The 19092-nt window shown below is 66.9% G+C and carries 21 protein-coding genes and 2 pseudogenes; 13 read left to right on the top strand and 10 right to left on the bottom strand.

The annotated features are described in order from the left end of the window. Window positions 1-31: 31 nt before the first annotated feature. The 5 genes and pseudogenes from AC1DFR_RS11555 to AC1DFR_RS11575 all read right to left on the bottom strand — a co-directional run bounded on the left by AC1DFR_RS11555 (window position 32) and on the right by AC1DFR_RS11575 (window position 3828). Window positions 32-1060: an FAD-dependent oxidoreductase gene (locus tag AC1DFR_RS11555; RefSeq protein WP_476873381.1), complete on the bottom strand. Its 1029-nt coding sequence runs from the start codon at window positions 1058-1060 to the stop codon at window positions 32-34. Window positions 1061-1267: 207 nt separating this feature from the next. Beyond that, a pseudogene (locus AC1DFR_RS11560) lies at window positions 1268-1417 on the bottom strand (FAD-dependent oxidoreductase); the annotation flags it as partial. 183 nt (window positions 1418-1600) lie between these two features. After that, a complete protein-coding gene (gene trxB, locus AC1DFR_RS11565) occupies window positions 1601-2575 on the bottom strand; it encodes a thioredoxin-disulfide reductase (RefSeq protein ID WP_476873361.1) in 975 nt (324 codons plus the stop codon). A gap of 8 nt (window positions 2576-2583) precedes the next feature. After that, window positions 2584-3006, bottom strand: coding sequence for an arsenate reductase ArsC (locus tag AC1DFR_RS11570; RefSeq protein WP_476873362.1), 423 nt, complete (start codon window positions 3004-3006; stop codon window positions 2584-2586). 147 nt (window positions 3007-3153) lie between these two features. Continuing rightward, window positions 3154-3828 carry an arsenate reductase/protein-tyrosine-phosphatase family protein gene (locus AC1DFR_RS11575; RefSeq protein WP_476873363.1) on the bottom strand — a complete coding sequence of 225 codons (675 nt, stop codon included), beginning with the start codon at window positions 3826-3828 and terminating at the stop codon, window positions 3154-3156. Window positions 3829-3873: 45 nt separating this feature from the next. Here AC1DFR_RS11575 and AC1DFR_RS11580 point away from each other — a divergent pair, with 45 nt between their 5' ends. The 4 genes from AC1DFR_RS11580 (at window position 3874) to AC1DFR_RS11595 (ending at window position 5899) form a co-directional block, all read left to right on the top strand. Further along, the gene (locus tag AC1DFR_RS11580; RefSeq protein WP_476873364.1) at window positions 3874-4614 is read left to right on the top strand and encodes an aquaporin; all 741 of its coding nucleotides are present in this window, start codon (window positions 3874-3876) and stop codon (window positions 4612-4614) included. Between the two features lie 102 nt (window positions 4615-4716). Next, entirely contained in the window at window positions 4717-5067 is a 351-nt protein-coding gene (locus AC1DFR_RS11585; protein ID WP_476873365.1) for an ArsR/SmtB family transcription factor, read from the top strand. Continuing rightward, window positions 5064-5588 carry an N-acetyltransferase family protein gene (locus AC1DFR_RS11590; protein WP_476873366.1) on the top strand — a complete coding sequence of 175 codons (525 nt, stop codon included), beginning with the start codon at window positions 5064-5066 and terminating at the stop codon, window positions 5586-5588. Before AC1DFR_RS11585 ends, AC1DFR_RS11590 begins: the two co-directional genes overlap by 4 nt. 38 nt (window positions 5589-5626) lie before the next feature. Further along, complete coding sequence (locus AC1DFR_RS11595; RefSeq protein ID WP_476873367.1) at window positions 5627-5899, top strand: hypothetical protein; 273 nt, start codon at window positions 5627-5629, stop codon at window positions 5897-5899. 53 nt (window positions 5900-5952) lie between these two features. Here AC1DFR_RS11595 and arsA read toward each other — a convergent pair whose 3' ends face one another. Further along, window positions 5953-7716, bottom strand: a complete 1764-nt coding sequence (arsA, locus tag AC1DFR_RS11600; RefSeq protein ID WP_476873368.1) for an arsenical pump-driving ATPase — start codon at window positions 7714-7716, stop codon at window positions 5953-5955. Between the two features lie 8 nt (window positions 7717-7724). Next, complete coding sequence (arsD, locus tag AC1DFR_RS11605) at window positions 7725-8117, bottom strand: arsenite efflux transporter metallochaperone ArsD (RefSeq protein ID WP_476873369.1); 393 nt, start codon at window positions 8115-8117, stop codon at window positions 7725-7727. Window positions 8118-8423: 306 nt separating this feature from the next. Here arsD and AC1DFR_RS11610 point away from each other — a divergent pair, with 306 nt between their 5' ends. From AC1DFR_RS11610 to AC1DFR_RS11650, 9 genes and pseudogenes are all read left to right on the top strand, one after another. Further along, window positions 8424-8618: a three-helix bundle dimerization domain-containing protein gene (locus tag AC1DFR_RS11610; RefSeq protein WP_476873382.1), complete on the top strand. Its 195-nt coding sequence runs from the start codon at window positions 8424-8426 to the stop codon at window positions 8616-8618. A 295-nt stretch (window positions 8619-8913) separates the two neighbouring features. After that, window positions 8914-8997 (top strand): annotated as a pseudogene (locus tag AC1DFR_RS11615) (YnfA family protein); the annotation flags it as partial. Between the two features lie 22 nt (window positions 8998-9019). Further along, a complete protein-coding gene (locus tag AC1DFR_RS11620; RefSeq protein WP_476873370.1) occupies window positions 9020-9244 on the top strand; it encodes a hypothetical protein in 225 nt (74 codons plus the stop codon). 81 nt (window positions 9245-9325) lie between these two features. Continuing rightward, window positions 9326-9868, top strand: a complete 543-nt coding sequence (locus AC1DFR_RS11625; protein ID WP_476873371.1) for a DinB family protein — start codon at window positions 9326-9328, stop codon at window positions 9866-9868. 69 nt (window positions 9869-9937) lie between these two features. Continuing rightward, a complete protein-coding gene (locus tag AC1DFR_RS11630; RefSeq protein WP_223914797.1) occupies window positions 9938-10315 on the top strand; it encodes an ArsR/SmtB family transcription factor in 378 nt (125 codons plus the stop codon). Further along, on the top strand, window positions 10312-11388 hold the full coding sequence (locus AC1DFR_RS11635) for a cation diffusion facilitator family transporter (RefSeq protein ID WP_476873372.1): 1077 nt from the start codon (window positions 10312-10314) through the stop codon (window positions 11386-11388). The genes AC1DFR_RS11630 and AC1DFR_RS11635 overlap by 4 nt, the downstream gene beginning before the upstream one ends. A gap of 114 nt (window positions 11389-11502) precedes the next feature. Next, window positions 11503-12417 (top strand): alpha/beta fold hydrolase, encoded by a 915-nt coding sequence (locus tag AC1DFR_RS11640; protein WP_476870267.1) that lies wholly within the window; start codon window positions 11503-11505, stop codon window positions 12415-12417. Between the two features lie 162 nt (window positions 12418-12579). Continuing rightward, window positions 12580-13185, top strand: a complete 606-nt coding sequence (locus AC1DFR_RS11645; RefSeq protein ID WP_476849999.1) for a PadR family transcriptional regulator — start codon at window positions 12580-12582, stop codon at window positions 13183-13185. A gap of 237 nt (window positions 13186-13422) precedes the next feature. Then, on the top strand, window positions 13423-13599 hold the full coding sequence (locus AC1DFR_RS11650; protein WP_223914801.1) for a CsbD family protein: 177 nt from the start codon (window positions 13423-13425) through the stop codon (window positions 13597-13599). Window positions 13600-13679: 80 nt separating this feature from the next. On the opposite strand, the gene AC1DFR_RS11655 is transcribed toward AC1DFR_RS11650, so the two are convergent. The 3 genes from AC1DFR_RS11655 to AC1DFR_RS11665 form a co-directional block, all read right to left on the bottom strand. Further along, entirely contained in the window at window positions 13680-14618 is a 939-nt protein-coding gene (locus AC1DFR_RS11655) for a 5'-3' exonuclease (RefSeq protein ID WP_476873373.1), read from the bottom strand. Window positions 14619-14790: 172 nt separating this feature from the next. Beyond that, entirely contained in the window at window positions 14791-16308 is a 1518-nt protein-coding gene (locus AC1DFR_RS11660; protein WP_476873374.1) for a CYTH and CHAD domain-containing protein, read from the bottom strand. A gap of 239 nt (window positions 16309-16547) precedes the next feature. Continuing rightward, window positions 16548-19092, bottom strand: a 2545-nt coding sequence (locus tag AC1DFR_RS11665) for an RCC1 domain-containing protein (RefSeq protein ID WP_476873375.1), incomplete at its 5' end; no start/stop codon positions are given.

Genomic DNA, 19092 nt, shown 5'->3' on the forward strand with positions numbered 1-19092 from the left:
GTAGTTGGGTGACGAAGCCAGGTGAACGTGGTCAGTTTTCGCCGGAGCGGCCGTGGGCCAGCCCGGTGGGGAACCCGACGAGGACAGGTTCGGGTGCTCCGCAGCAGCCGCCGGAGCTTTCGGCCACAAACCCTGCGGGGACCGTCGCGGGGACGTCGCAGCTGGTGCCGATGTCCGAGGAGCAGACGCCGGTTTCGGGGAGTTCGAGCTGGACGGTGTCGGCCGCCTGCCGGTCCCCGGCCAGGGCGGCGGTGACGGAGCGGACCTGCTCGTAGCCGGTGGCGAGCAGGAAGGTCGGGGCCCGGCCGTAGGACTTCATGCCGACGATGTAGAAGTCCTGCTCGGGGTGGGCGAGCATCCTGGCACCGTGCGGTTCGACGGTGCCGCAGGAGTGGAATTCGGGGTCGATCAGCGGGCCGAGTTCACGCGGGGCCTCAACGCCGGGGTCCAGTTCCAGCCGGAGTTCCCGGAGGATGTCCAGGTCGGGGCGGAAACCGGTGGCCGGAACGACGACGTCGGCCTCGAGGGTGCGGCCGTCCGTGGAGGTCAGGGTGACGGCTCCGTCGGAAGCTGCGAGGGCCGCGATCCCGAAGCCGGTGTGGAGTTCCACGGCGCCGGACTCGACGAGGCTGCGGAGCCGGCTGCCGAGCTGGCCGCGGGCGGCGAGACCGTCGGCGTCGCCGCCGCCGTAGACCTTGGCAGCCGACGCGCCGCGCATGGCCCAGACGATCGTGGTCCCGGGCACCTGGGCTGCGAGCTCGGAGAGGTTAAGCAGGGTGTTGGCGGCCGAGTGGCCCGCGCCGACCACGACGGCGGTGCGGCCGGCGAACGCTTCACGGTCGCGACCCAGGACGTCCGGCAGCGGTGAGGAAATCCTCTTAGCCGCGGCGGCTTCGCCCACGGCGGGCAGCCCCAAGGTTCCGAGCGGGTTGCGGGTGGACCAGGTGCCGGAGGCGTCGATGACGGCGGCGGCCTGGTAGTCGCGGACTTCGCCGTCGGTGTGCTCGACCCGGACGACGAAGGGGGTGGTGTCGCGGTTCTGGCTGTGCGTCTTGTCCATCCCGAGACGGGTTACCGCGATGACGCGGGCGCCGGTGTGCAGGCGGGACGCGATCGCTGGCAGGGACGTGAGTGGGGTGAGGTAGCCGTCGATGAGGTCCCCTCCGGTGGGCAGCGCCGTCGGTTCAGGCGCTTCCCAGCCGGTCGCGGCGAGCAGGCGGACGGCGGCGGCGTCGGTGTTGTACTGCCACGGGGAGAACAGCCGGATGTGGCGCCACTGCTCGATGGACGCGGCCGGGGTCGGACCGGCTTCGAGGATCAGCGGTTCGAGTCCGCGTTCGATCAGGTGGGCCGCGGCGGCCAGGCCCACGGGGCCGGCGCCGATCACGGCAACGGGAAGGTTCTTCGCTGAATCCATGGTTTCCTCTGTTTCATCCGTAGGTGTGGCGGTTCTTGCTGGGGGTGCCTGCCGGTCCCTTGTGGGCCCGGCAGGCGGGAGGGTGTTAGCAGCAGCCCTGCATGTCGTCAGGGCAGTCGTCGCAGCAACCGGAGTCACTGCAGCATCCTGTCTTCATTCAGCTCACCCCATCTCCGTTCGTGGTCAGGCGTGGGTGGTTTCTTCCACCAGTGCCGTGGCGATGCTGTCGGCGTCCTCTAACGCGGCGAGGTAGCGCTCGGCGTCGAGGGCGGCGGCGCAGCCGGTGCCGGCGGCTGTGATGGCCTGGCGGTAGCGGTGGTCCACTGCGTCCCCGCACGCGAAAACCCCGGTCAGGTTGGTGACGGTGGTGGGCGCGTCGACCTTGATGTAGCCCTCGTCATCGAGCTCCACCTGCCCGGTCACGAGTTCGGTGCGCGGCACGTGGCCGATCGCGACGAAGATCCCGGTGGCCGCCTGCTCACGGGTTTCGCCGGTGCGGGTGTCGGTCAGGGTGACGCCGGTGACCTTTCCGTTGCCGTGGATCTTGGTGATGGTGGAGTTCCAGGCGAAGCTGATTTTGGGGTTGTCCTTGGCGCGCTGGGCCATGATGCGGGAGGCCCGCAGTTCGCCCTTGCGAACCACCACGGTCACGGACTTGCCGAAGCGGGTCAGGAAGGTCGCTTCCTCCATGGCGGAGTCGCCGCCGCCGACGACGATGATGTCCTGGTCGCGGAAGAAGAAGCCGTCGCAGGTGGCGCACCAGGAGAGCCCGTGGCCGCTGAACTTCTTCTCCTCCGGCAGACCGAGTTCCTTGTAGGCGGAGCCCGTGGCGAGGATGACCGCTTTAGCCTCGAACGTCTCCCTGCTGGCGGTTGTCACTCGCTTGATGTGGCCGGCAAGGTCGACCTCGGTGACATCTTCAAAGATAATCTCCGCACCGAAGCGTTCGGCCTGCTGCTGGAGCCCGTCCATGAGTTCGGGGCCCTGGATACCGCCGGGGAAGCCTGGGAAGTTCTCGACCTCGGTGGTGTTCATCAGGGCGCCTCCCGCGGTGACGGCTCCGGCGATGACCAGCGGCTTGAGGCCGGCGCGGGCGGCGTAGATGGCCGCGGTGTAACCGGCGGGGCCGGACCCGATAATGACGAGTTGCTTAGGCATGGCTGCTTCTACTTTCCGGCGGGGGTCAGGGATGCGATCAGATCCTCGATGCGGGTCTTGATCTCGTCGCGGATCGGGCGGACGGAATCTACGCCCTGGCCGGCGGGGTCTTCGAGTTCCCAGTCCTCGTAGCGCTTGCCGGGGAAGATCGGGCAGGTGTCGCCGCAGCCCATGGTGATCACGACGTCGGATTCCTTGACGGCTTCGGTGGTGAGGACCTTGGGGATCTCGGCGGACATGTCGATGCCAAGTTCCGCCATGGCCTCGACGGCTGCGGGGTTGACCTTGTCGGCGGGCTGGGAGCCGGCGGAGCGGACCTCGATGGCGCCCTGGGACAGGGTGGTGAGGAAGGCTGCGGCCATCTGGGAGCGGCCGGCGTTGTGGACGCAGACGAACAGGACGGAGGGCTTCTTGGCGGTTTCGGTGCTCACGGGGTTTCTCCTGGTATCAGTTGGGTGTGGATCGGTTTTTGATGAGGTCGCGTCCCGCACCCGTTTACTGACTAGACATTGATGTTTGTCGATGCATGAAGTATCGAACAATAGATCGATACTTGTCAATATAGACGGGTTTTGGGTTTAGGCGGCGTGCAGTCGGGGTGCGAGGTCGCTGATGCGGCGGGCGATGTCAGCGAAGGCGCACTCGAAGGCGTCCTCGGTGTTCAGCCGGAGCGGATCCGGGACGGACCAGTGGATCCCGCGGAGGTTGGGGATTTCCTCGTGGGCGTTATCGCACACGGTCACGACGAAGTCTTCATCGTCCGCCACTTCATCCAGTCGGCGCGGGGGAAGGTCTGCGAGAGCGACGCCGTGGCGGCGGGCGACGTCAATGGCGCCTGAGGCGATGCGGTCCGCGGGGTGCGAACCTGCCGAGGTCGAGGGGATTTCGCTGACCTGGTTCCAGAGTGCGACGGCCAGCTGGGACCGTGCGCTGTTCCGGGTGCAGACGAAGAGGACGCGGCGGGCCCCGTGTTCGCGGCCGGGCACCAGGCCCTCCAGAGCCCCGGCGGCGAGCCGGATGTAGCTGCGGCGCTTATCTGCCTCCGAGCGGTGGCGGATGGCCAGGCCCGCGCCTTCCAGCGTGCGCAGGTGGTGGGACAGTAGGTTTGACGGCATTCCGAGTTCGGCCTGCAGCTCCGTGGGGGAAAGGTCTCCCAGGGTCAGCAGGTCAACGATGCGCAGTCGCGCGGGGTCGGCGAGGGCCGCGTGCTTGGCGACCCGCGCCCGAAAGACTTCAACTGGGTCAGTATTCATTGGTTCAATTTTGACTGAGCAAATATCTTGAGTCAAGCTGTTGGCATGACTTCTCAACAACCGCCGCTGTGGCGCCGTGCCGTCGCCGAGCTGCTCGGCACCAGTTTGCTCGTGATGATCGTCGTCGGCTCCGGGATCGCTGCCCAGCAGCTTTCTCCCAATGACGTCGGCCTGCAGCTGCTCCAGAACAGCACCGCCACGGTGCTGGGCCTGACGGTCCTTATCCTCGTATTCGGTCCCGTCAGCGGCGCCCACTTCAACCCCGTTGTCTCGCTGGTGGACTTTGTGCTGGGCCGGCGCAACGGTGCCGGCCTGCCTCTGCCGGAACTTGGCACGTACATCGTTGCGCAGACAGTGGGTGCGATCAGCGGCAGCGTTGTGGCGAACGCCATGTTTGACGTGGGCACCTCCATTTCGGGCAAGGACCGGGCAACCCCCGGGCATCTCCTCGGCGAGGTCGTCGCTACCGCAGGTCTCGTTCTGCTGATTTTCGCCCTGGCCGCCACCAACCGGGGCGTCCTCGCAGCTCCCGCGGTGGGCGCCTACATCGGCGCCGCATACTGGTTCACGTCCTCGACGTCGTTCGCGAACCCGGCCGTGACAGTCGGCCGCATCTTCAGCGACACCTTCGCCGGAATTGCACCGGCGTCAGTTCCCGGCTTCGTCGTAGCGCAGCTGGTCGGCGCGGCGGCAGGCGTGGGCATCCTCCTCGTCTTGTTTCCCTCCGCGGGCCGCGCCGCGGATGACATCGCCCTGGCGCACAGCTCCGAACCGGCCAACTCGTAGCATCCGCGTGAAGTTGGAGGAGTGACCATCTGCGCCCGCACCCGAACAAGGCCCGGTGCAGCTTTATATTGATGACTGTCAATATCGGGGCATAATGGGTATATGAACCCGCTGTCTATCCTCGAACCGGCCACGGATGAAACCTGCTGCGCCCCGGCGGGAACGCCTGCCCTGGGCGCTGAGGAGGCGAAGCAGAAGGCCCTGGTTTTTAAGGCGCTGGCTGATCCGAACCGGCTGCGGCTGCTCTCCATCGTCAAGGCCGAAGCCTCCGGTGAATCCTGTGTGTGCGACCTGACCGAGCCGCTGGATCTGGGCCAGCCTACCGTTTCTCATCACTTGAAGATCCTGGTTGATGCGGGCCTGCTGCATCGCGAGAAGCGCGGCACATGGGCCTACTACTCCCTGGTCCCGGGGGCGTTGGAGCAGACGGCCGGCCTGCTGGCGTCTCTGTGAATCAGGGTTCGGCGCCTGACGTCATTGTCCGGCCGTTGCGGGAATCCGATTGGCCCGAGGTCCGGCGGATCTACGTTGAGGGAATCGCGACGGGTCAGGCCACGTTCGAGGTTGAGGCACCGGATTGGCGCCGTTTCGACGAATCCCGCCTCCCCACCCACCGGATCGTGGCGGAGGCGCTCACCGGCGGGGTCCTCGGCTGGGCGGCGGTCTCCGCCGTTTCCGGGCGCCCGGCGTACTCCGGTGTCGTGGAACACTCCATCTACGTTTCCGAGGCAGCCCGCGGTGGGCGGATAGGGACACTCCTGCTCGAGGCGTTGGTCGACTCGACGGAAAGCGGGGGCATCTGGACGATCCAGGCGAGCGTTTTTCCGGAGAACGAGCCGAGCATGAGGCTGCACCTTGCCCACGGCTTCAGGGTGGTGGGACGGCGGGAGAAGATTGCCCGGATGGCCCACGGCCCTGCTGCCGGCCAATGGAAGGACACCGTGCTGATCGAACGGCGCACGCGGGTCCTTTAGTTCTTGTGCTGCCAGGGCGGCGGCGGCGAAAGTAGTCCGTGGGAGCTGACTACGCGACCGCAACCAAGGAGGACATCATGAATGCCGAGACCCCCGCCACCGAGGCCCGGTTGCGCGCGATGCTGGAGAACATCAGGACGGCAACTGCCAACACGCGCCAGGCGATGGACTCTCCGGGCGACGAGGACTGGGTGCAGGACGGCGAGTCGGATGCCGAGTACCTGCGATCGATCCAGCGCGACACGATCGCCAGGCTGGACGCTACCGCCCGGGACATCGAAGCCCTGCTGGCTCAGCGCCTGGGCGGCTAGCCGGGAGGGCAACGGCCCCGCCGCACACGGTGCAGCGGGGCCGCTGAGGCGGGTCAGGCGGGCTGGGTGCTGAGTGCGGTCAGGGCAGACAACTTCTCTTCACCGGTGGGTTCTTCGGGCAGGAGCGGAATGAGGGCCACCCTGTCCGCCAGGGTGTGCACCTTCGCGATCTGTTCGATTTCGCTCGCGGCGCGGGCCTGCAGAAACGGCGTCTGCGGGTGCGCGGCGGCGATCGAATTGTTGATGACCCAGGCCCACGGATGGATGCCGGCCCTCTTCAGGTCACCCTGCAGCTCTTCGGCTTCGAGCACGGGCGTCGTTTCGGCCAGCGTGACGAGAACGACCTTGGTCTGTGCCGGGTCCTGAAGCCGCATCAGCGGCGTCACGAATCCCATGGTGTCGCCGACCTGACGGGAGATCTCCCGGTGGTACGAACCGGTGGCGTCCAGGAGCAGCAGCGTATGGCCGGTCGGTGCCGTATCGATCACGACAAAGTGCCGGCGGGATTCCTGGACCACCTTGGAGAACTGCCGGAACACGGCCACCTCGTCGGTGCAGGGCGACAACAGGTCCTCGGCCAGGGCCGCGCGACCGTCATCGTCCAGGTTCCGGCCCTTGGTCTCCATCACGTGGCTTCGATATTCCTCGATGGCCGCTTCAGGATCGATACGGGAGACCGTCAGACCCGGGATCGAGCCGTGGAGTGTCTCGGTGAGGTGCGCTGCGGGATCGGTCGTGGTGAGGTGGACCGCATGCCCGCGTTTGGCCAGGGCAACCGCAATGGCGGCAGCGACGGTGGTCTTCCCGACGCCGCCCTTGCCCATGCACATCACCAGGCCGTGGCCGTCGGGCTCCACTTCGTTCACCAGGGCGGCCAGCGGGGCGTCTTCAACCTCGGCGGCCAGCGCGGCGTCATCAGTGATGTCGGCGCCGGAAGTGGCCGTGAACAGGGACTCGAGAGCCGGAATGCCGACCATATTGCCCGGCTTCAGATCCAAGATGTCGCGCGGAAGTGAGGCGACCGCCTCGGGAATGGCCGCGATGGCGGCGGCCTCCCGGGCCCGCAACGCCTGTGCCAGGTCCTCGTCGCCGGCGGCGGGCGGGAGGACGCCGTTGACGACGACGTAACCTCCACCGATCCCGATCTGGTTGAGTTCGAGATACGTCCGCTCAATTTCGCTCAGTGACGATGTCTGCGCGCGGCTGACCAGGACAAGCCGGGTCCTCGCCGGGTCGGTGAGGGCATCGACCGCCTTGGCGTAAACCTGCTTGTGCTTCTCCAGTCCGGACAACGGGCCCAGGCAGGACGGGTCTCCCTTGCCGGCGGCCAGGAAATCGGTCCACGAACCGGGCAGCTGAAGAAGCCGGATGGTGTGGCCCGTCGGCGCCGTGTCGAAGACGATGTGGTCATACTCCCCATAGGAACTGTCGTCGGCGAGCAGGTTGGTGAACTCATCGAAGGAGGCGATCTCCGTGGTGCATGAGCCCGAGAGACTCTCGGCGATGCCGACCAGCTCAGACTCGGGCAGGAGGCCCCGGACGGGCGCGATGATCCGCTCCCGGTACGCCTCGGCGGCCTGCTCCGGGTCAATTTCCAGGGCCGATAGGCCGGGCGCATCCTGGATGGGCGTGACGGTGTTCCCGATGGTCACGCCGAAGACCTGCCCGACATTGGATGCGGGGTCGGTACTGACCAGCAAGACCTTCTTACCGGACTTGGCGAGTGTGAGCGCTGTCGCGCACGCCACGGAGGTCTTGCCCACTCCGCCCTTGCCGGTGAAGAACAGGAAACGGGGGGCGTTCTCAAGAAACTTCACGCCGTGGCCTAGCCGCAGCTCGCTGAGCCGCCGCAGCAGCCGCCGGACTTTTCACTCAGGCCAAGTTCCGGGCGGGACTGCGGTTCAACGGCGGCTTCGCCCAGTCCGGCGAAAGTCAACAACTGTCCCCTGCTGGGGTAGGTTCCGGTGGCGACCGTCACGCCGTCGACGATAGTGAGCGGAAGGCCCTTGGATCCGACCAGGTGCATGAACCCGCGGACCGTTTCGTCCTCCGCGAAAGCAGAAGGTTCGCTGGCCAGGTTGTGGCGGGCAATGTCTGCACCGAGGCCCTGGAGGTGTCGCACATCCGCGGTCACATCCACCAGGGACTGGTCCACGTCAGGCCCGCAGACCCCGGTGTCACAGCAGAGAGCGGATTCGTAGATTCGGATAGCAGGCATGTTGTTCTCCTCGGCTTTCGGGGTGGTTCGATGCGATACCGAAACACGGAGCCCCACTCATTCAGGCGCTCATCCGACACGGACACCACCAGCGAGATTGCGACTCTCTTCTCAGTATATCGACAATCATCGATACACAAAGAATGGAGGAGGTGACGTTGACGACGATCGACAGTTTTCGAGGAAGGGTCGAGTCGCTACGGGGCGACACACCGTGCCATACACATCGTTGTAAGCGAGCTGATAGACGCCTCCGATGCCCGGCGTCAGACTGATTTCATAGACGACGCGGAAAAGCAGGACACCATCGAGGCCATCACAGCCCGGATAATCGCCCGGCACCCCGACGCACCCCGTACCCTGGTCGCCAGAGTCGCGACGGAAGAGTATGACCAGCTGGCTTCCGGCCGGATCCGGACCTGTATCCCGACTCTGCTCGAACGCGGGGCCGGGAACAGAATCAACCGGGAGTCCACTGCCCGGCCCGTAGAAGGACCCTGAAGTCAGTTTCAGCGGTCCAGGGGCGTCTCCGCGCCGTGGGGGTCGAAAATTGGGAGTGGCCGGCTTGCCCGCTGTAGCTCGACGGCGGCGACAGCTGCATGATGTTAACGTCTGCTGCGGTGAACGCCGTGACTTCTTGGCGCCGTAGTTGAGCCCGTTTTCAGCGGTGTGGAGGGGATCACGCGGGACTGGTGAATATTCCACGCTGGCTGAGCGACCTCCTCGGAGAGGCGTATGCGATTCCAGGGTCTGGGCTGTCGTGGGCTGTCTACAAACGTGCGGCATGATGAGGATCATGACCATTGCAAAGTCGGTGCCGCTGTTCATCCTGGCCGCTGTCGCTGAGATAGGCGGCGCTTGGATGGTGTGGCAGGCCGTGCCTGGTGCTGCAGGCCACCATCATGGCTGACCGCTGGGGAACCCAGAATCTTGGCACTTTGCAGGGACTGTTCGCGGCACCCCTCACAGCTGTCACGGCCGTCGCCCCGGCGGCGGGACCCGTGCTGGCTGCCTGGCTCGGGACATACACGAGCATGGCGTACGCCATGACCGCTGCAGCCGCCACGGCCGCCATCCTCGCCGCTGCCGGAGGCATTCGGAGGCTCAGGCCCTCCAGAACCAGCTGAGAGACCCGCTGCCCGTGAGGCTGATCGACGCGGGACATAATGAGGGCACGACTGAAGGCGTGAGACTGCGAAGGGCACATTGTGGAGCCGACGATGGACGAAATCCTGGCCGGGTACAGCCGCGCCCGCCGCCACCTCGACGCCCTGCTGCAGGACGCGGCGCCCAAGGACCTCGGCCGCAAAAGTACGGGCACCCGCTGGACCAACGAGGAACTGCTCTTCCACATGGTCTTCGGCTACATGGTGGTCCGTGCCCTGCTTCCGCTGGTCCACGTCGTCAGCCGGCTCCCCCGCCCGGCGGGCCGGGCATTCGCTGCTGTCCTCAACGCGGGCACCGGTCCTTTTGATGTGGTGAACTACTGGGGCTCCCGGGCCGCCGCCCTCGTCTACAACAGGCGCAGGATGAGCCGGAAACTGGATAAAACCATCGCCGCGCTCTCCCGCCGGCTCGACCATGAGAACCCGCAGTCCCTCGCCAGGTCGATGCCGTTCCCCGACAGGTGGGACCCGTTCTTCACGCCGCTGATGACGCTCAACGATGTTTACGCCTACCCCACGCTTCATTTCGACTTCCACGCCAAGCAGTTGAGCCTTCGGCATCCGGACGCGCCGGAATCGTCCTGATGGCCACTAACGGTATCCCGTTGATTCGATCGTCTTGAGTGGAGCGGGGTTATATGTAAGTATCTGCGTATGAATGCAGATAATAAGGCTTGCGCGCTCACCGCGGACAGCCAGTACGTCGAGCTGGCCGTGGAGGTGTTTGCCATGCTGGCCGACGCCACCCGGGTCAGGCTCATCCTGGCTCTGCGCCACGGTGAACTGCCCGTCAACGTGCTGGCCGAAAAGGCCGGGAAATCGGCGGCTGCGGTCTCCCAGCATCTGGCCAAGATGCGGCTGGCGCGCATGGTAGCCACCCGCCAGGAAGGCACCAAGGTCTACTACCGCCTGCAGGACGGGCACGCCTGGCAGCTCGTGGCCGACGCCATCCACCAGGCCGAACACACCCTCGGCACGGCCCCGCATCACAGCACAGCCCCGCACAGCCCCACAAGGGAGGCCGGCGCATGAACCGGCCCCCGCACCCCGGCCACGATGTCCACCCGCACGCGCACGGACATGCCCACGACGACGGCCATCACCACGACCACGCCCCGCACGGCCATGTCCACGCGACCGGTTTCAGGGGGTGGCTGCAGGAGCTCTTCGTGCCCCACTCCCATGACTCGGCCGACTCGATCGACTCCGTCCTGGAGACAAGTTCCCAGGGCATTCGCGCCGTCAAGGTCTCCCTGCTCGGACTGGGGGCCACGTCGCTGTTCCAGCTGGTCATCGTCCTCATCAGTGGCTCCGTGGCGTTGCTGGCGGACACGGTCCACAATTTTTCCGATGCCCTGACCGCCGTTCCGCTGTGGATCGCCTTTCTGCTCGGACGCCGCCGCGCGACCCGGACGTACACCTACGGTTTCGGCCGCGCCGAGGACCTCGCAGGGCTGTTCATTGTGGCGATGATCGCGCTCTCCGCCGTGGTGGCCGCCGTCGAATCCATCCGGCGCTTCTTCGAACCCCAACCCGTCCAGAACCTGGGCTGGGTGCTCGCCGCCGGCCTCGTGGGCTTTGCCGGCAACGAACTGGTCGCGATCTACAGGATCCGCGTGGGACGGCGGATCGGGTCCGCCGCGCTCGTCGCCGATGGCATTCATGCCCGCACCGACGGCTTCACCTCGCTGGCCGTCGTCGCCGGAGTCATCGGCATATGGCTCGGATTTCCGCTTGCAGATCCGATCGTGGGCCTGCTCATCTCCGCAGCCATCGCCGTGCTCCTCTGGGGAACCATTCGCGACATCGGGCGCAGGCTCATGGACGGCGTGGACCCGAACCTTACGGAACGCCTGGCGGCGGTTGTCACTGCCCACGCCCCCGCGGGCGCAACATCCCGGCTGCGCTGGTCCGGCCACCGGCTTCACGTCGAGGTCTCCATCCCCCTGACCACGATCACCGACCTGGGCGAACTTGCCACAATCCACGACGAAATCGAGCACGCCACCCGCCACGCACTCCCGAACTTGGGATCCGTGACAACGGTCCCCACGTTCGGCCAGGCCGCGACGGCCGGACCACCGCCTCCCCCGAGCCACGGATAACGGCGGCCTCGGAGGCCCTGATCCGCACCGGCCTCCACCGCCTCGAGCCTCGCGTCCGGTCCTGCACCCCCGCCGCTCCGAATCACCTTCAAAGACCACGAACAGAAGGTGACCATGGGTGTTCAGCAGGAAACCGCAAGTACGGGGGCTGCCACGCTGCGGCGGCGCACCCTTGCCACCGAGCTGGGCCCCTGCACGGTGCATGTCCAGGAAGGCACCGGGGGCCCGCACGCCGTATCCGGGACGGCGGATGTCTACCTCCACGGCGCCGCGGGCTCCTGGACGTCCTTCCGGGAGCTTCTTCACCCGGCAGTGGCACATGACCGGGTGCTGATAGACCTGCCGGGCTGGGGCGAGTCCACGCAGGACGCCCGGATGGCGAATTTGAGCATCGAAGCCATGGCACGCGCCGTCACCGGTACTTTGACCTCGCTCGGCTACCGGCGGTGGAACCTGGTGGGCCACTCCATGGGAGGCTTCCTGGCATTGCACATCGCCGCGGCGTGGCCCGGGCGGACCGCCAGCGTGACCGCGATTTCGGCGACCACGTTCGGCGTGTCCGAAGCGGCCGGCAAGCCACTGCGCAGCCTGTTCCGGTTCCCGATGTTTCTGGGCATGCTGCTGGCCATGCGCGCCGCGGCAGCCCTCGGCCCGGCAGGGCCCGCACTGGTCCGTGCAATCGGGTCCACCGCCGTGATGCGGCCGCTGTTGTCCCCGTTTTTCGCAGAACCCGCATCCATCTCCGCGGGGGTGCTTCGAGGGCTTGGCGAGGACGCCCGGCCGGCCGGTTTCTCCGCGGCAGCCCGGGCCGCGGCGCACTACGATTTTGGCCAGTGGCGGGGCATTTTGTGTCCAGTGCTCGCGACTCGCGGGGACAGCGATGTGTTCACTCCACCCTCTGACCTGCTCCGGCTGGCCGCGATAATCCCACGCGTCCAGATGGTGACACTCCCGCATTGCGGCCACTTCGCGAACATCGAACGGCCCGAGCATGTGCAACGGCTGCTCGATGACCTGCTGTATCCGTGACCTGTACGGCAGCGGCTGGCAGCGGCTGGCAGCGTCCGGGCGTCAACGGACGCCGGGGTGAATCGACTCTTGACCGCCGATACTCACCGATATATCGTTAATTATCGCCGAACAATCGGCGACCATTATTGATTTCAACTGATTGGGAAGGTCGATGCCGCTATGAAAGGCATGCATGACGAAAAATTCACGGACGGCGGACCCGCCCAGGCACGCTTCGGGCGCGGCAGGAGCCGCCGCGGCCCCCACGGACACGGTGGTTTCGGACCGGGCCGCGGGTTTGGACCGGGCTTCGGACCGGGTTTTGGCCCGGGTTTTGGCCCCGGCGGGTCGCGGCGGGCCAGCAGGGGCGATGTTCGTTCGGCGATTCTGTCCCTCTTGGCCGAATCACCGTCCAACGGCTACGGGCTGATCAAGACCATTGCGGAAAAAACCTCGGGCGCCTGGCGTCCGAGCCCGGGGTCCGTCTACCCGACGCTCCAGCAGCTCGTCGATGAAGAGCTCATTGCGCCCGTAGGCGATGGCCGGCGCACCGAGTTCACCCTCACCGATGCGGGCAAGGCCTACGTGGCCGATCACGCCGAGGAGCTGGGGAACGCCTGGAACACCGACCCGGAGGGATCCGGGCCGGCGTTTCACCAAAGCGTCGGAAAACTCATGGGAGTCATCCACCAATTCCGCTTCTCGGCAACCGAGGAACAACGCAGTGCCGCAATGACGGTAATCGATGACACCCGCCGCGCGCTCTACCGCATTCTTGCCGACTAACACCGCCGCTTCTGCCGGCGCACTGCCACCGCTGCCAATGGTCCGTGCCCGAATAACTCCGGATCTCGGCATTTGTACTCTGGAACCGTGATCGCCTGACCTGGATTGCTGTCCCGACGCCGGGAATGGCCCGGACCAACCCAAACGGCCCCCGCTTTCCACGGTTCCGTCCCTACAATTAAGTGTGGCCTCCATGGCATTCACGTCGCGGGGGCGACACAAATAAGGAGGTTCATCATGGGCCTGAGTGACAAGATCCACAATGCCGCCGAGAAACTCCACGGCAAAGGCAAAGAGGCGGCCGGCAAAGCCACCGGCGACGACAAGATGAAGGCCGAGGGCAAGAGCCATCAGGTCAAAGCAGACCTGAAGCAGGCCGGCGAAAAGGTCAAGGACGCTTTCAAGAAACACTGAAAACAGGCCGCCGGAGGGCGGAGGTGCGGTCCGGATCGCGCCTTCGCCCCGGCATTCGCCCACACACCCCAGGGACTTCCCTAGCGACGCAGGTCGAATGCCTCAAGGAGCCGGCTGACCGAACCGCCGAGGTTCCATTCTTTGGCGAGACGCTCAAGCTCGGCCCGCGAACCGCCGGAGACAGGGTGCAACTGCGCGCCTGCCTCCTCAAGCGTCGGCAGTTCCAGGTCTCGCACGATCTTCACGACGGTGGGCGCGACCGTGAGGTAGTCCGCCGCCGCGGCGAGTTTGGACCGCACTGCGGTGGACAGCCCACTCGCTGCGTCCGCGGCAGCCGCGAGCAGCCCGTCGAGCGTGCCGTACTCGCCGAGCAGCGACGCGGCCGTCTTCTCCCCGATGCCGGCGACGCCTGGCAGCCCGTCGGAGGTGTCGCCGCGCAGGGTCGCGTAGTCGGCATACTGCACGGGCAGCACACGGTACTTGCCGACGACGTCGGCGTCGGTCAGGACTTCGAGGTTCTTCATGCCGCGCGCGGTGTAGACCACCCGCACCTGACGGGCGTCGTCGACGATCTGGAAGAGGTCGCGGTCGCCCGTCACCACGTCGACCGGAAGCTCGGCGTGGCTGGCGTAGGTGCCGATGACGTCGTCGGCCTCGTGGTCGGCAGCCCCGACGACGGCGATGCCGGCGAGCTCGAGCACGCGGCGGATCATCGGAATCTGCGCCTCGAGCGCGTCCGGCACCACCTCCACATCGGGGGCGCCTGCCACCTCCTCGGCGACCCGATGCGCCTTGTAGCTCGGGATGAGGTCTACCCGCCACTGCGGGCGCCAATCGTCGTCCCAGCACGCGACGAGATGCGTCGCACCGTAGTCGGTGGTGAGCCGTGCGATCATGTCGAGCAGCCCGCGAACAGCGTTTACCGGGGTGCCGTCGGCGCGGCGGATCGTGTCGGGCACGCCGTAGAACGCGCGAAAGTACAGCGACGCGGTGTCGAGGAGCATCAGGCGGTCGGTCATGACTGATCCTGACACGGATGCGCCCGCTGGCGGTGGAACGTCACGGTCCATCTTCGGAGGGCACAAAGTAATGCTGGCGTCGCTGAGGTCCCCCAGGCACTGGGCATGAACGAACACGGCCGCGAGGTCCTCAGCTTCATCGACGGCGATGCAGCACTCGACGCGTCCAGGATCAGGGTCGCAGCCGCAAGCGGCGAAGCTTCTTCCCTGCCTTGCGGGCTTTGTTCTCCGTCTTCCGGGCAATGCGTTCTTCCATCTCCAGCAAACCCTCGAAGCCGAGGTCGGTATCGGCGGGCCGGTCCGGGGTGGCCGCGAGTCCGCGCAGGAGGGCGGTCGCCATGACACTGTCCTGATGGTCGCCGAGCACTGTCTGGAGCCGTCCGGCCGCTTTGGTGAGTTTGGCGGCGCGCTTGCCGTGGATCTCCAAGACCGACTCACCCGCGTGGCGGAGGCGCTTGGCGTCTTTTCGGACCTCATGCAGCGCTGTGTCGCGCGCGGCCGTGTCGGCCGAGCCTTTGACGGCCTTCCGGGCACGCTCCACCCGCTTTGCGGCCTTGTTGACCAGCTTGGCCGTCACCTTGCGCGCGGGCCGGAAGGCGCGTGGCTTGGCAGGCGGGTGGTCCCGGAAGTCCTCCAGGGAGCCCAGGAGACGGAAGTAGCGGCCGGTCCGGAGGGTCTCCAGGACGTTTCTGTAGCCTGCGTCGTGGGCTGCGACCAGCTCCTGATCGATCATCTGGGCCAAGAGGCCGGACCTCTGTTCTTCCGGGAGCTCCAGGATGTGCTGGCGAAGCCGCTCCAGCATGACTTCGGCATCGCGGGCCGGACCCAGGACCTGGCCCAGCCACTTCAGTTCAGCCTGGAGTTCCCGCACCGCTGAGCGTTTGAAGAGTTTGCGGTAGGTGGCCAGGGCGGAGCGCGCCCGGCGGGTCGCGGAGCGCATCTTGTGGACGGAATCCGGTGTGCCCGTCCGCACACCCGGATCATTGGCGATGAAGTCGCCAATCCGCGCGTCTAAATAGGCGGTCACGACGTCGACCGCCGGTCCCTTCTTCCGGGGCTTTGGAGTCCGGGGACTGAACTCGGCCGGCCAGGCATCGCCCAGGGCACGGGCGATCTTGGAAGGATAAGCGGAGTGGCCGGCTCCGGTAGCCGTCAGAGTTGCGGCGGCAGCCTCAAAGAGCCCCGCTGTGCCGTGGACGAGTTCGAGCTCCCATTCACGCCAGTCGACGGCCGGCCCCGGCGGCCGCAGGGCCTCGGCATGAACGTGGTCGTCGGCGAAGTCGGCCAAATGCTCACCGCCCGGCCCGTAAAGCCGGTAGGTGGTGCGCCGCGTACTCAGCCGGGCGACGGGCACGAGTTCGTCGCCCCGCATGAGGACCTGCAGATGGTCGGACAGTTCTTCCGGAACGGTCTCCGGCTGCCCCAGCGGCGCATGGATCTCCTCCCGCTGGTCCGCCCCGGCGGGAAGCTTGAGGTGCCAGCCCTCGTCCGCCCCGCCCGTGCGGCGCCGCAGGGTGATGCGCCGTGCCGCGAGGACCAGGGCCGGAGTATCGAAGTACACAGCCTCAAGCTGATCCGTCACAGGCTCCGCGACGTGGTCCACACCCTCGATTTCCTGCAGATCCGGCAGCGCCGCAGAGGTCCCGGCGTCGTACTTTTGTTCCGTTTCAAGTTTTCCCGTGGTGTCCATGGCGGTCAGGACTCCCCGCGGGACGCGCGTTCCCGCGGCAGCGAACTGATGGGCCTGTTGATGACCGCCATGGCGGGCCTCCCCTATCGGCACCGCTGGAACATGGACATGATCTCCGGCGGGCGTGTCCGGCCGGTGCCTTGGCCCGGTGCGCCTAGCCCGATTCTAGGCTCTGCGCGAATCGGTCACCAGACCGCCTATGGCGGGCCGGCCGTTGACAACGTCCGTCGCGGCTTCACCTAGGGCCAGAGGCTCGCAACACCAGCGAGACCGGGGACCTCGACGGGGGTGCTCGTGCCGGCAGTGGTGCCGTTGCCGAGCTGCCCATGGGGGCTTGCACCCCAGGCCCGGACGGATTTGTCGCTCATCAAAGCGAATATTGCGCGTCCGTTGACCGTGATGGATGTGACGCCCGTAAGTCCTTTGACCTGGACGGGGGCACCGGTGTAGCTGGTGGTGCCGTCACCGAGCTCGCCGAGCCTATTGTTGCCCCAGGCGCGGACGGTGCCGTCGCGCAGCAGCGCGTAGGCGGCGGACTCGCCTGCCGCGATGGAGGCGGCCCCAATAATGCCCTTGACCGGGATAGGCGTGCCGGCGTCGTCGTTGGTGCCGTTGCCGAGCTGGCCGTACCCGCCGCTGCCCCAGACGCGGACCGTTCCGTCCTTCAGCAGTGCGTAGGCGGTGCCTTTGCCCGTCGCGATGGAGGCCACGCCGGCGAGGCCGGCGACCTGGACCGGCACTGTGCTGTCGGTCATCGTGCCGGTGCCGAGCTCACCGGAAGTGCCGCTCCCCCAGGCGCGGACGGTACCGTCGCGCAGCACCGCATAGACCACCACATACTCTGACAGGCTGACCTTCAACGACGTCACCCCGCTGAGACCCTTGGCCTGGACGGGGATGCTGCGGCGCTCCGTCGTGCCGTCGCCGAGCTGGCCGAATTGATTGCCGCCCCACGCGCGGACGGTTCCGTCCAACAGCCGCGCGTAGGCGGTGCCGTTGCTCGCCGTGATGGAGCTGACGCCGGCCAGGCCCTGGACCGGGACGGGCGTGCTGCTGTCGGTCGTTGTGCCGTTGCCGAGCTGGCCCCTGGAGTTCTCTCCCCACGCCAGGACGGTCCCGTCCGCCAGCAGCGCATAGGCAGTGCCGCCGTCCGCCATGACCGACACGGCTCCGGTGATGCCCCGGACCCGGACCGGAACGCTCGAGTCGTAGATGGCCATGCCGCTGCCGAGCTGGCCGTACGAGTTGCTGCCCCACGCCCAGACTGTGCCGTCAGCCAGCAGTGCATATTTGGTAGCGGCGCCCTGTGCGGCCATGGCCACACCCGACAACCCCGAAATGCCCACAGGCAAGCTGCTAAACGGCGCTGTGCCACTGACGCCGAGCTGCCGGTCGTAGTTGTCGCCCCAGGCACGGACAGTCCCGTCCGCGAGCAGAGTGAAGACCGAGAACGCAGTGGCGGTGATGGAGGTGGCGCCGGAGATCGTCTTGACCGGGCCGGGGATGTTGCGGTCGGCGTGGGTGCCGTTGCCGAGCTGGCCGACTCGGTTACCGCCCCAGGCGCGGATTGTCCCGTCGTTTAGCAGCGCGTATGCGCTGCCGATGGCGGCAGTGACGGCGCTAACGCCGGTGAGCCCGTCGACCTCGACTGGCACGTTGCTGTCGCCGGTGGTGCCGTTGCCGAGCTGGCCGTACCAGTTGCCGCCCCAGGCACGGACCGTCCCGTCCAACAGCCGCGCGTAGGCAGTGCCTCCTCCGGCCGTGATGGAAGCGACCGCGTTGAGTCCTTTGACTTGGACGGGAACGTTGCTGTTGCCGGTGGTGCCGTTGCCGAGCTGGCCGCTCGAGCCATAGCCCCAGGCACGGACGGTCCCGTCTTTCAGCAGCGCGTAGGTGACTCCACCGTCAGCCGTGAGCGTCGTGACGCCGGTGAGGCCCTGGACCTGGACCGGAGTGCGGCCGTCGTCTGCGCCGCCGCCGTTGCCGAGCTGGCCCCCGTTGTCGAACCCCCAGGCGCGAACGGTTCCGTCGTTCAGCAGCGCGTAGGCCGTGGACGACCCGACAGCGATGGACCTTACACCGGTGAGCCCTTTGACCTGGACGGGCACGTAGCTGTTGACGGTGGTGCCGTTGCCGAGCTGGCCGCCCCAGTTGTAGCCCCACGACCGGACCGTCCCGTCCTTTAGCAGCGCGTAGGCGGCGCCGGAGCCTGCGGTGAGGGCGGTAACGCCGGTGAGGCCCTTGACCTGGACGGGACTGCTGCTCGCGTAGACCGAGCCATTGCCGAGCTCGCCACTCGTGTTGGAACCCCAGGATCGAACGGTCCCGTCCTTCAGAAGCGCATAGGCCGTGGACCAATCGGCGGCGGTGGACGTTACGCCGGTGAGGCCGCTGACCTGGACAGGCGTTGTGCTGCTGCTGGTGGTGCCGTTGCCGAGCTGGCCGTACTCGTTCGAGCCCCACGCACGCAGGGTCCCGTCGGACAGCAGCGCGTAACTCGTACCCCCGGCCCCTGCAAGGGCTTTGGCTCCCCTCAGCCCGCTCACGGCAGCCGGGGTGGAACGGTAGGGCGTGGTGCCGTTGCCGAGCTGGCTGAAGCGGTTGTCGCCCCAGGTGAGAGCCGAGTTTCTGGATGCCCCGGGCAGGTAGTAGCCGGAGACGTCGGCAATGAGATGGGTGGTGCCGTAGGAGCGGTTGAACAAGGTGACCTTGCCGTCGGCGCCGACGGGTACGGTGACGGAGTTCGCGACTGTCTGGCCGGCGAGGAAGTTCACGTTGGACGAA

It is taken from the genome of Arthrobacter sp. 05T410 (assembly GCF_056396505.1).

What these genes read in the sequence shown, in the direction of transcription:
- AC1DFR_RS11555 (WP_476873381.1), bottom strand. Translation starts at nt 1,060, where the DNA reads ATGGACAAGACGCACAGCCAGAACCGCGACACCACCCCCTTCGTCGTC.
- trxB (WP_476873361.1), bottom strand. Translation starts at nt 2,575, where the DNA reads ATGCCTAAGCAACTCGTCATTATCGGGTCCGGCCCCGCCGGTTACACC.
- AC1DFR_RS11575 (WP_476873363.1), bottom strand. Translation starts at nt 3,828, where the DNA reads ATGAATACTGACCCAGTTGAAGTCTTTCGGGCGCGGGTCGCCAAGCAC.
- AC1DFR_RS11580 (WP_476873364.1), top strand. Translation starts at nt 3,874, where the DNA reads ATGACTTCTCAACAACCGCCGCTGTGGCGCCGTGCCGTCGCCGAGCTG.
- AC1DFR_RS11585 (WP_476873365.1), top strand. Translation starts at nt 4,717, where the DNA reads ATGAACCCGCTGTCTATCCTCGAACCGGCCACGGATGAAACCTGCTGC.
- arsD (WP_476873369.1), bottom strand. Translation starts at nt 8,117, where the DNA reads ATGCCTGCTATCCGAATCTACGAATCCGCTCTCTGCTGTGACACCGGG.
- AC1DFR_RS11620 (WP_476873370.1), top strand. Translation starts at nt 9,020, where the DNA reads ATGGCTGACCGCTGGGGAACCCAGAATCTTGGCACTTTGCAGGGACTG.
- AC1DFR_RS11630 (WP_223914797.1), top strand. Translation starts at nt 9,938, where the DNA reads ATGAATGCAGATAATAAGGCTTGCGCGCTCACCGCGGACAGCCAGTAC.
- AC1DFR_RS11635 (WP_476873372.1), top strand. Translation starts at nt 10,312, where the DNA reads ATGAACCGGCCCCCGCACCCCGGCCACGATGTCCACCCGCACGCGCAC.
- AC1DFR_RS11640 (WP_476870267.1), top strand. Translation starts at nt 11,503, where the DNA reads ATGGGTGTTCAGCAGGAAACCGCAAGTACGGGGGCTGCCACGCTGCGG.
- AC1DFR_RS11645 (WP_476849999.1), top strand. Translation starts at nt 12,580, where the DNA reads ATGAAAGGCATGCATGACGAAAAATTCACGGACGGCGGACCCGCCCAG.
- AC1DFR_RS11650 (WP_223914801.1), top strand. Translation starts at nt 13,423, where the DNA reads ATGGGCCTGAGTGACAAGATCCACAATGCCGCCGAGAAACTCCACGGC.
- AC1DFR_RS11655 (WP_476873373.1), bottom strand. Translation starts at nt 14,618, where the DNA reads ATGACCGACCGCCTGATGCTCCTCGACACCGCGTCGCTGTACTTTCGC.
- AC1DFR_RS11660 (WP_476873374.1), bottom strand. Translation starts at nt 16,308, where the DNA reads ATGGACACCACGGGAAAACTTGAAACGGAACAAAAGTACGACGCCGGG.